Annotated in this window: 13 protein-coding genes and 1 pseudogene; 3 read left to right on the top strand and 11 right to left on the bottom strand. The window is 64.6% G+C overall.

Annotation, left to right across the window (positions count from 1 at the left end):
- The 5 genes and pseudogenes from J1M81_RS25930 to J1M81_RS25910 form a co-directional block, all read right to left on the bottom strand.
- Positions 1-295 (bottom strand): annotated as a pseudogene (locus tag J1M81_RS25930) (DUF222 domain-containing protein); the annotation flags it as partial.
- Between the two features lie 116 nt (positions 296-411).
- Positions 412-780, bottom strand: a complete 369-nt coding sequence (locus tag J1M81_RS25925) for a DUF4440 domain-containing protein (RefSeq protein WP_237606342.1) — start codon at positions 778-780, stop codon at positions 412-414.
- 28 nt (positions 781-808) lie between these two features.
- A complete protein-coding gene (locus J1M81_RS25920) occupies positions 809-1,264 on the bottom strand; it encodes a 6,7-dimethyl-8-ribityllumazine synthase (protein WP_032383855.1) in 456 nt (151 codons plus the stop codon).
- A gap of 10 nt (positions 1,265-1,274) precedes the next feature.
- Positions 1,275-1,706, bottom strand: a complete 432-nt coding sequence (locus J1M81_RS25915) for a DUF1810 domain-containing protein (protein WP_032390327.1) — start codon at positions 1,704-1,706, stop codon at positions 1,275-1,277.
- A 140-nt stretch (positions 1,707-1,846) separates the two neighbouring features.
- Positions 1,847-2,431, bottom strand: coding sequence for a TetR/AcrR family transcriptional regulator (locus J1M81_RS25910; RefSeq protein ID WP_057472842.1), 585 nt, complete (start codon positions 2,429-2,431; stop codon positions 1,847-1,849).
- Between the two features lie 61 nt (positions 2,432-2,492).
- Between J1M81_RS25910 and J1M81_RS25905 the strand changes: the two genes are divergently transcribed.
- Entirely contained in the window at positions 2,493-3,254 is a 762-nt protein-coding gene (locus J1M81_RS25905) for an SDR family oxidoreductase (RefSeq protein ID WP_037219506.1), read from the top strand.
- A gap of 3 nt (positions 3,255-3,257) precedes the next feature.
- Here J1M81_RS25905 and J1M81_RS25900 read toward each other — a convergent pair whose 3' ends face one another.
- From J1M81_RS25900 to J1M81_RS25880, 5 genes are all read right to left on the bottom strand, one after another.
- Positions 3,258-3,743 carry a CoA-binding protein gene (locus J1M81_RS25900; protein WP_057472841.1) on the bottom strand — a complete coding sequence of 162 codons (486 nt, stop codon included), beginning with the start codon at positions 3,741-3,743 and terminating at the stop codon, positions 3,258-3,260.
- Complete coding sequence (locus tag J1M81_RS25895; protein WP_027498073.1) at positions 3,740-5,038, bottom strand: O-acetylhomoserine aminocarboxypropyltransferase/cysteine synthase family protein; 1,299 nt, start codon at positions 5,036-5,038, stop codon at positions 3,740-3,742. The genes J1M81_RS25900 and J1M81_RS25895 overlap by 4 nt, the downstream gene beginning before the upstream one ends.
- Positions 5,039-5,042: 4 nt before the next feature.
- Positions 5,043-5,555: an OsmC family protein gene (locus J1M81_RS25890; RefSeq protein WP_027498074.1), complete on the bottom strand. Its 513-nt coding sequence runs from the start codon at positions 5,553-5,555 to the stop codon at positions 5,043-5,045.
- Positions 5,556-5,745: 190 nt separating this feature from the next.
- Complete coding sequence (locus tag J1M81_RS25885) at positions 5,746-6,405, bottom strand: SDR family oxidoreductase (RefSeq protein WP_206499173.1); 660 nt, start codon at positions 6,403-6,405, stop codon at positions 5,746-5,748.
- A gap of 47 nt (positions 6,406-6,452) precedes the next feature.
- The gene (locus J1M81_RS25880; protein ID WP_206499172.1) at positions 6,453-7,853 is read right to left on the bottom strand and encodes an acyl-CoA synthetase; all 1,401 of its coding nucleotides are present in this window, start codon (positions 7,851-7,853) and stop codon (positions 6,453-6,455) included.
- Between the two features lie 17 nt (positions 7,854-7,870).
- Between J1M81_RS25880 and J1M81_RS25875 the strand changes: the two genes are divergently transcribed.
- A complete protein-coding gene (locus tag J1M81_RS25875; protein ID WP_027498077.1) occupies positions 7,871-8,293 on the top strand; it encodes a hypothetical protein in 423 nt (140 codons plus the stop codon).
- Between the two features lie 13 nt (positions 8,294-8,306).
- Here the strand turns inward: J1M81_RS25875 and J1M81_RS25870 are convergent, their stop codons facing one another.
- On the bottom strand, positions 8,307-8,924 hold the full coding sequence (locus tag J1M81_RS25870) for a LysE family translocator (protein ID WP_027498078.1): 618 nt from the start codon (positions 8,922-8,924) through the stop codon (positions 8,307-8,309).
- Positions 8,925-8,930: 6 nt separating this feature from the next.
- On the opposite strand from J1M81_RS25870, the gene J1M81_RS25865 reads away from it, so the two are divergent.
- The coding region (locus J1M81_RS25865) for a hypothetical protein (RefSeq protein WP_206499171.1) at positions 8,931-9,120 on the top strand (190 nt) is incomplete at its 3' end.

Here is a 9,120-nt window from a genome sequence, read left to right as displayed (position 1 = left end):
GGGCGGCGTGGTCGACGGACATGACGCCGGTGTTGACGGCGTCGGCGATGTCGGGGAAGTTCTTCAACCCGCGAGCGAGGGCCACGATCTTGTTCGCTTTGCTCGGGGTGAGGAGGGTGGTGGAGGTCAGCCAGCCTGCGGGGCCGGGGAAGCCGAGCTTCTCTCGGCTCACGCGGGTGTCGATGTCGGCGACGAGGGCGATCCGCCGGGCTTCGAGCAGTTGGATTCGGTGGGAGACATCAGCAGCGTCGGCGAGGAGTTCGCTTTCGCTCAGTTGCCAGATCTCCGTGGTCATGGACCAAGTGTATCGAACGGGTGTTCGATGCGCAATGATGGTGCAGTCGAAAACTATTGCTGTGCATAAGGATTCGTGAATCGCAACCTGTCGGTGGCCCATGGTAAGAGAAATGCCTAGAGCACAACGGTCCCCTGGTGATACAGGATTGTCCACTCCCCCGCGCGTCGCTGCCAGAGCGTCGCTCGCCGCGTAAGTCTGTCGACCTGCAGCAAGGTGTACGTCAGCAAGTACGTGTCCGGGGCAACCTCACGGACCTCGAAATCGCTGGTTTCCCAGTCGACGTCGTGGTCTCCTGACGGGTCCTGTCGATAGCGCTTCCCGAGAACGGCCCACACCTCGTCACGGTCGTATCGGGTACCGGACGCACCGACCTCCCAGAAATCGACATCGGTCAGACGATCGAAATCTTCACGCGTGATGCCGTACTCACGGCGGTGAAAGATCGGTTCCCGCCGTTCGAGCTCCGCGAGCACGGATCGCACGTCGACCACCGATCTGCCTGCGGCAGCGTCAGCCGATGGTTCCGAGCGAAGCCAGTGTCTTCACCACGGCGCGCGCGGCCTCGGCACCCTTGGTTTCGAGGTGCGCGGTGAAGAAGGCGTTGTGATCGGCGTGTTCGTGGAAGTGATGAGGAGTCAGAACCACCGAGAACACGGGGACGTCGGTGTCGAGCTGCACCCGCATCAGCCCGTCGATCACCGCCGTTTCGACGAAGTCGTGTCGGTAGATTCCGCCGTCCACGACGAGCGCTGCGGCGACGATCGCCGCATACTTTCCGGTTCTGGCGAGCCGCTGCGCGTGCAGCGGGATCTCGAATGCTCCGGGCACCTCGAAGACGTCGACCGCGGTGTCGGCATGGCCCAACTGCTCGAGTTCGGCGGAGAAACCCACCCGCGCACGATCGACGATGTCCAGGTGCCAGGTGGCATGGACGAAGGCAATGGATCCGGCGAGTGGAGTGGTCATGGATGCGATGCTAGCGGTATCGCTCGTCGAGCAAGTCGAGTGTTACGGCATCGAATTCGCCGGAGAAATACTTCTGCAACACTTCGACGAAAACGGACTGTCCCTTGGTAGCTTCGGCGAAAAGCGTCATGGACGAGTGCAGCTTCAGATTGTCCGGGTAACCGAAGATCTCGTCGACCGTGCTGCCCTCGACCGCAAGAGTGAGCTGCGCGGCTTTCTTCAGGCGTGGCCCGAGAACTTCGTGGGACAGGTACAGCTCGGCCTCGATCAGGTCTGCGATGCCGAAGTGCTGAGCGGTGGCACTGCGGCCCAGGCCGGCCAACTGCGGAAACACGAACCACATCCAGTGCGTCTGCTTCCGGCCTGCCTTCAACTCCTTGACCACGACGTTCCAGACGGGATCCTGGGCGTCGACGAAGCGTTGCAGGTCGTATTCGGTCATACCGACAACTTAGCGACACAGGAGTGGAGCCCGCGGAATGACCCGATGGTGGGAGTGGATCCCGCGGAATGACCCGATGGCGGGAGTGGAGCCTGCGGAATGACCCGATGGTTGGGAGTGGAGCCTGCGGAACGACCCGGTCAGGTGAATCCGCGGAGCAGGGTGTCGACCGTGGCGTCGAGCAGGTCATCGGCAGGCATGCCGTCGAGGAGGTCGCCGGCGGCGAGCACGGCGAGTCCGTGGACGCTCGCGAACGCGACGCGGGCGAGGACGGCAGGCGATGCTTCGGTGATGACTCCCGCGTCCATCGCAGCGTGCAGCAAGGATTCCGTCGCCGCCATGCTTTTGTGCGCAACGTCTTTGAGTTGTTCGCTGGCCTCGGGGTGATGCTTGGTGCTGTACATGACGTCCAGTAGCTGTGGATGTTCGACGGCAAAGCCCAGGTAGGCGCGGGCGACACCACGAAACTTGGCCAGCAGCTCTCCCGGCCCGGTGGCCGCGTCGACCATTCGGCGATTCATTTCCTGAAAGCCGTGCAGCGCCAACGCATCCAGCAGTGCTTGCTTGTCGCGGAAGTGGCGCGCGGGGGCTGCGTGACTGACACCCACGTCTCGGGCCAACTGCCGCAGCGACAGCGCATCCACGCCGTCGCGGGCGATGCTCTGCTCGGCCTCCTCCAGGAGCACCGCGCGCAGATCACCGTGGTGGTAGCGCTCCGTTGCCATGGACTCACCCTAGGCGATGTTGGCGTTGACAACAATGCTGACAGTGCCTACATTTGCTCGCATGACATCCACAGCACTCATCACCGGGGCGAGCTCCGGCCTCGGCGAGGAATTCGCACATCGCTTTGCCGCACGCGGCGAGAACGTCGTCCTCGTGGCACGACGGGCGGACCGACTCGAGACACTTGCCCGCCGCATCGAAGCAGACCATGGCGTCACCGCGACCGCCGTCGCCATGGACCTGGGCGTGCCGGGCATCGGCGAGTCACTACGAAAGGCGTTGGCCGACAAAGGGGTAACACCCACCACGCTGGTCAACAATGCAGGATTCGGGACCCACGGGCGCTTTCGCGACGAGGATCCGGCGCGGGTGGCGTCGGAAATCGCATTGAACGTCAGCGCGCTGGTGGATCTGACACATGCGTTTCTGCCGAATCTGACCGGCGCGTTGATCAACATCGCGAGTACCGCTGCGTATCAGCCCACTCCGAACATGGCGGTATACGGGGCGACGAAGGCGTTCGTACTGAACTTCACCGAGGCGCTCGCCTACGAGTACCGCACGTCACCGCTGAAGATCCTCGCTCTCTCCCCCGGCCCGACGCGCACCGAGTTCTTCGACGTCGTCGGATCCGAGGATGCCGCAGTGGGCAACTTCCAGACCTCCGAGCAGGTGGTCTCGACGGCCATGCGCGCCTTGGACTCTCGCCGTACCCCTGCCAGCGTCGTGTCCGGTCTTTCCAACAAGATCAGCGCCGGCAGTGTGCGTCTCGCGCCACGATCGTTGGCCGCGATAATCAGCGGTCGCCTACTGAAGGCCTGACCCCTAACCCCGCGGTCGACGCGAATCGATCACTCCCGTGTCGAATCCGGCCAAGTGCAGCCCGCCGTGGAAGCGGGCGTGTTCAATCTTGAGGCACCGGTCCATGACGACGTTCAGTCCCGCCGCCTCGGCGTCGTGGGCAACCTGCTCGTGCCACAACCCGAGCTGCAACCAGATCGTCTTCGCCTGCGCAGCAATGGTTTCGCTCAACACATCCGGGAGATCGTCGTACTTGCGAAAGACGTCGACCAGGTCCGGACTTTTCGGTAGATCCGCGAGAGTCGAATAGACGGTCGTTCCTTCGATGTCCGAGACCGTCGGATTGACGAGAAATATTTCGTAGTTGCTTGTCGAGGACAGATACCGATTGACGAAATAGCTTGCTCGCGACGGGTTCTTGGACGCACCGACGATCGCGACGGTTTTCGTCTCACGCAGGATCCGCTGACGGTCCTGAGCGGAGGGTCCCTGCCAGGTTCGTTCGCTCATGACCGCGCCTTCCCGGTTGCCAGCGTCAAGGCCTGATCGAGATCCCACAGCAGGTCCTCGCCGTCTTCGAGGCCGACACTGATCCGAATGAGTTCGGGCCCCACCCCCGCGCCGGCCAGTTGATCATCGCTGAGCTGTCGGTGGGTGGTGCTGGCCGGGTGGATGACCAGGGTGCGTACGTCGCCGATGTTCGCGACGTGACTGGCCACCTGGACGCTCTCGACGAACGTTCGGCCGGCGTCGCGACCACCTTCGATGCCGAATGCGAACACCGCGCCCGGACCCGAGGGCAGATATTTCGCGGCGCGATCGTGGTGCGAATGACTCTGCAATCCAGCCCATCTCACGTACTCGATGCGTGGGTCCGACTCGAGCCACTCGGCGACGACGCGCGCATTGGCCACGTGCGCGTCCATGCGCTGCGGCAACGTCTCGACGCCCTGGATCAGCGTGAAGGCAGAGTGCGGAGCCAGTGCTGCACCGATGTCGCGCAGTTGCTCACTGCGCAGTTTGGTGAGAAATCCGTACTCCCCGAAGTTGCCCCACCACGACAGGCCCCCGTACGAGGCCACCGGCTCGGTCATCTGCGGGAACTTGCCTCGGCCCCAATCGAATCGACCGGACTCCACCACGACGCCGCCGAGCGTGGAGCCGTGACCGCCGAGAAACTTCGTTGCCGAGTGAATGACGATGTCGGCTCCGAACTCGATCGGCCGGCTCAACCACGGTGTCGCCATCGTCGCGTCGACCACCAGCGGGATCCCATGATCGTGCGCGACCGCGGCGAGACCCTCGAGATCGGCGATCTCACCGGAGGGGTTACCGATGACCTCCGCGTAGATCAACTTGGTCGAATCTGTTACCGCCGCCGCATAATCGGCCGGGTCCGTGCCGGGAACGAAGGTGGTCTCGACGCCGAAGCGCCGCAGTGTGACGTCGAGTTGCGTCACGGTTCCGCCGTAGAGTCCGGCTGCCGCGACGATGTGATCACCGGTGCCGGCCAGCGCGGCGAACACCGCGAACTCGGCCGCGAGCCCGCTGGCGAACGCGACCGCCCCGATGCCGCCTTCGAGGCTCGCGATGCGCTCCTCGAAGGCGGCGACCGTCGGGTTACCGATGCGGCTGTAGACGTTGCCGTACTTCTGCAGAGCGAACAGATCCCCTGCGTCAGCAGAATCCTCGAACACGTAGCTCGCCGTTTGATAGATCGGCACCGCACGCGAACCGGTTGCCGAGTCGGGCCGCGCGCCGGCGTGAATTGCTCTGGTACGCAGGCCGAATGTTCGCTCGCTCATGACGTCAGGCCGTTTCGAGGACGGTGTGGATCGGCGTGGGGTTACGCGTGAGATCCAGTACCGGGCAGTGATCGTCCACGGCCTGCTGCAATTCCTCGTACCGCTCACGGGTCTCGGGCCCGGTGACCGTCACGACGACGCGCACCTCACCGAATCCCGGCCGCACGTCGTCGTCGAACCCGAAGAAGCCACGTACGTCGAGGTCGCCCTCGGCCTTCGCCTTGATGTCGTCGACGACGATACCGAGCTTCTCGGCCCAGACGCGGTAGGTGACCACCTGGCAGGACAGCAGCGACGCGAGGTAGTACTCCACGGGATTGGCGGCCGTGTTCTCTCCGCCGAGGGCCGGCGGCTCGTCGACCTCGACGCTGAACTTGCCGAGTGTGACGGTGCTGGCGACGGCATCGTGCGCGGTGGCGGAGGCACGGAATACAGCGTGAGCGTTCTTCGCGTCCGCGCGTACTGCGTCGTCGGTGGCAGCGATGACGCCGCCGAGATGGGAGACAGATGTGGTCATGAGTGATCCTGTTCGTCGAAAAAGGTTGCCGGAACGACCCGAGGAGCGTGCGGAGCTCGTCGGGGCTGGGTTCGATCGACAGTTACGAACAGGAAGAAGTGCAGACCAGGCACAGATCGATGGTGCGACGACGCACGAGCCTTCTGCCCGCGTCGGTCACATGTGTCTCGGTCACGGTGCCGACAATAGCCTAAGAGAACTGGTCTGCGCCGACGTCGGTTTCGTCGTCGGTGATCGCGGCGACGATCCGTGCTGCCACTGACTCCGGCGTCAGGCCCTGCGGAAGTTTCGGTGCCTGCCCGGCGATCGGCCGCGTCGCCAGCCCCGTCTCGGTGTGCGGAGGCCGCACGTCGACGATACGGATCTTCGACTTCCGTGCCTCTGTGCGAACACTTTTCACCAGCGCACTCGCCGCGGCCTTGCTCGCCGAGTAGGCACCCATGTTGGGCATCGGCTTGTCTGCGACCACCGCACTGATGTTCAGTACGAATCCACCCTGATCCAGAGTGGTCAGCCCTTCACGCATGATGCGCAGCGGTGCCAGATAGTTGAGCAGCAGCAACTCGTCGACGGTGTCGTCGTCGACCTCGGTGACCGAGCCGAACGCCACGACACCGGCGGCGATCACGATCCCGTCGAGACCGCCGTGGTGTTCGATGGCCTCCGCGACTACCGAGCGAGCCGAATCCGGCAGCGTCAGATCGGCATTGACCGTGTGCTGCTCCGAGGACTCGAGGCTGCGGCCGCTGATGGTCAGCCGCGCGCCGGCCTCCGCGAGTTGCTCGACGATCGGACCGCCGAGCCCGCCACTGGCACCGAATACGAGAATGCGTGCGCCGTCCAGGTTCATGACTCGAAGCTAGCGCGTTTCACCCGCCCCGCGCTCACAACGCGGAGTCAGCCGAGGAGCTTCTTCTGCACCTTGCCCATCGCATTGCGCGGGAGCGAGTCGACGACGCGAATCTCCCGGGGCCGCTTGTGGATCGACAGTTCGGTGGCCACCAGGTCGATGAGCACTCGATCCTCGACCTCGGTACCGACGACGAACGCCACGATGCGTTGACCCAGATCATCATCCGGCAGGCCGACGACAGCTACTTCGTCCACGCTCGGGTGCCCCAGCAGCACGGTCTCGATCTCCCCTGCGCCGACGCGATACCCGCCGGACTTGATCAGATCGGTCGAGGCGCGCCCGACGATGCGGTGGAACCCGTCGGGCTCGATGAGAGCGACGTCTCCGGTGTCGAACCACCCGTCCTCGGTGAACGTCGCGGCCGTCGCCTCTGGGTTGTTCAGGTAGCCGTCGAACAGCATGGGGCACCGGATCTGCAGTGCACCGATGGATTCGCCGTCGTGGGGCAGGATTTCGCCCTTCTCACCACGCAACCGTGTCTCGACGCCCGCGACCGGCAGTCCCACCGAGCCTGCTCGACGCTCCCCGTCGGCGCGGGTGCTGATGGTGATGAGGGTTTCGCTCATGCCGTATCGCTCGATGGGAGCCTGGCCCGTGAGTTCGCGCAGCTTCTCGAACACCGGGACCGGGAGCGGCGCACTGCCGGACACCAGCAGTCGGGCACCGGACAGTGCGCCGGCCGACGCCTCGTCCGCGGCGACGCGCGACCACACCGTCGGCACCCCGAAGTACAGGGATCCGCGCGCGGCAGCGTAGAGCTCGGGCGTCGGCTTGCCGGTGTGGATCAGCGGGCTGCCGACTCGCAGTGGGCCGAGCAACCCGAGAATCAGTCCGTGCACGTGAAACAGCGGAAGACCGTGCACCAGAGTGTCTTTCCACGTCCAGCTCCAGGCCTGCGCCAACGCGTCGAGCCCGGCCGCGATGGCGCTGCGAGAAATCAACACACCTTTCGGTGGGCCGGTGGTGCCGGAGGTGTAGAGCACGAACGCGATCGACGACGGCTGCGGCTCGGGGTAGCTGTGCCACGACCGTGCGTGCTGACGCACCGGCAGAACCGTCAGACCCGCGGTGTCCGGCGGCGCTTCGCCGAGCCACGCCTGCGCACCCGAATCGCGGAGGATGTGCTCACGTTCGGCCGAGCCTGCATCCGGTGGGACGGGAACAACGGTGACGCCGGCAATCAACGCACCGACGACGGCGAGCACCGTTTTCACCGATGGCGTCGCGTGGATGGCGAGCCGATCTGCCCGGCCGATGCGCTCGGCTACGGAAGTCGCCGCTCCCAGGATGTCGGCACGAGAGAGCGAGATGCCGTCGATGGTGACGGCGTCGGGAATATCGTCTCCCCGCGCAACGGCGAGTGGGTTCAGTGAACGAAGCAGCACATGGCTACCGTACAGACATGGACGTGGACGGAATCGACACCGGCGACTACGCCGAGTACATGACGGTCGCCGCCGGTGACCTGCAGGCGGGTGTCTATCTGATCGGAACCGACGCCGAACAGGACGTCGATTCCGAAGACGACCTCGACCTGGATCTCGAGGACGAGGACTCCGACGACGAGGACATCGACCTCGCGCACGTCAGTGACGGAGCGCCGCGACTGGTCTACTCGGTGCAGTCCGACGATTTCTGGACGCGAGTGGAGTTGGCCGACCTCCGAGCTACTCAGCTCTACGAGGAGGCGCACGCGCGCAACCCCGAGGTCAACGCCGAACCGAAGCGGTTCACCACCGTCGAAGCCTTCGGCAGCAACGAATTGGTCTACATCCTGCGCATCAGGCGCGGCGGATGGGACGTCGGCGAGCCGGACCTCGACTGACGGTCCACCGCAACTAGGCCGAAGACGCCACCGTTCCGATTCCGAGGGCGACGAGGAATCCAGCGCTGATGCGGTCCAGCCAGTCGGTCACGGCCGGTTTACGCAGCAGCGTCACAGCGCGTGAGGCGAGAACGGAGAACACTCCCATCACCACGGCCGCGACAACCACCTCGACCAGCCCGAGCGTCATGGCACCGGTGAACGTGACCACAGTGAGGAACTGCGGCACCACCGCTAGGTAGAACAGTCCGACCTTCGGGTTGAGCGCGCACGAGAGAACTCCGGCACCGAACGCCGACCATGCGGATGCCGCCACCGGGACCAACGGCTCGCCTGCCACCTTGTTCTTCCGGCGGGCTCGAAAAGCCTTCACGCCCAGATACAGCAGGTACAACCCACCCAGAACTTTGACGACGCGGTATGCCGTCGCGGATTGCTCGACGATCGCCGCCAACCCGACGGCCACCAGCACGGCCCAGAACAGTCCGCCGATCGCGACACCCATCGCCGCAGCGACGCCTGGCTTGAGGCCGCCGATGCTGTAGCGGAGCACCAGAAACGAATCCGGCCCGGGCAGAATCGCCAGCAGAAAGCACACACCGGCGAAGCTGAGCAGCAGGCTGAGGGTCATGGGTACATGAGAACACCCGATCCGAGCAGGGGCCAACTGAGCTCGGTGTCCACTATTCGTATCGAGAACCGGGATCCGGGCTGTTTCGATTTCGAGGTGGCTTCCCTCGAGCTGTGTTGGACGGCGGATATCGATGCGGCCACGGGCAGGGCCACCGGCCTCACGCCAGTGCCGGGGTTTGTGCTCCGATGGCCTT

This window comes from Rhodococcus sp. KRD175 (genome assembly GCF_017168275.1).
Classification (GTDB): Bacteria; Actinomycetota; Actinomycetes; order Mycobacteriales; family Mycobacteriaceae; genus Rhodococcoides; species Rhodococcoides fascians.
The sequence above is the reverse complement of the archived record's forward strand: the minus strand, read 5'-3'. Positions and strand labels throughout refer to the sequence as shown.

What these genes read in the sequence shown, in the direction of transcription:
- J1M81_RS25870 (WP_027498078.1), bottom strand. Translation starts at nt 8,924, where the DNA reads ATGACCCTCAGCCTGCTGCTCAGCTTCGCCGGTGTGTGCTTTCTGCTG.
- J1M81_RS25910 (WP_057472842.1), bottom strand. Translation starts at nt 2,431, where the DNA reads ATGGCAACGGAGCGCTACCACCACGGTGATCTGCGCGCGGTGCTCCTG.
- J1M81_RS25875 (WP_027498077.1), top strand. Translation starts at nt 7,871, where the DNA reads ATGGACGTGGACGGAATCGACACCGGCGACTACGCCGAGTACATGACG.
- J1M81_RS25885 (WP_206499173.1), bottom strand. Translation starts at nt 6,405, where the DNA reads ATGAACCTGGACGGCGCACGCATTCTCGTATTCGGTGCCAGTGGCGGG.
- J1M81_RS25920 (WP_032383855.1), bottom strand. Translation starts at nt 1,264, where the DNA reads ATGACCACTCCACTCGCCGGATCCATTGCCTTCGTCCATGCCACCTGG.
- J1M81_RS25915 (WP_032390327.1), bottom strand. Translation starts at nt 1,706, where the DNA reads ATGACCGAATACGACCTGCAACGCTTCGTCGACGCCCAGGATCCCGTC.
- J1M81_RS25900 (WP_057472841.1), bottom strand. Translation starts at nt 3,743, where the DNA reads ATGAGCGAACGAACCTGGCAGGGACCCTCCGCTCAGGACCGTCAGCGG.
- J1M81_RS25890 (WP_027498074.1), bottom strand. Translation starts at nt 5,555, where the DNA reads ATGACCACATCTGTCTCCCATCTCGGCGGCGTCATCGCTGCCACCGAC.
- J1M81_RS25905 (WP_037219506.1), top strand. Translation starts at nt 2,493, where the DNA reads ATGACATCCACAGCACTCATCACCGGGGCGAGCTCCGGCCTCGGCGAG.
- J1M81_RS25895 (WP_027498073.1), bottom strand. Translation starts at nt 5,038, where the DNA reads ATGAGCGAGCGAACATTCGGCCTGCGTACCAGAGCAATTCACGCCGGC.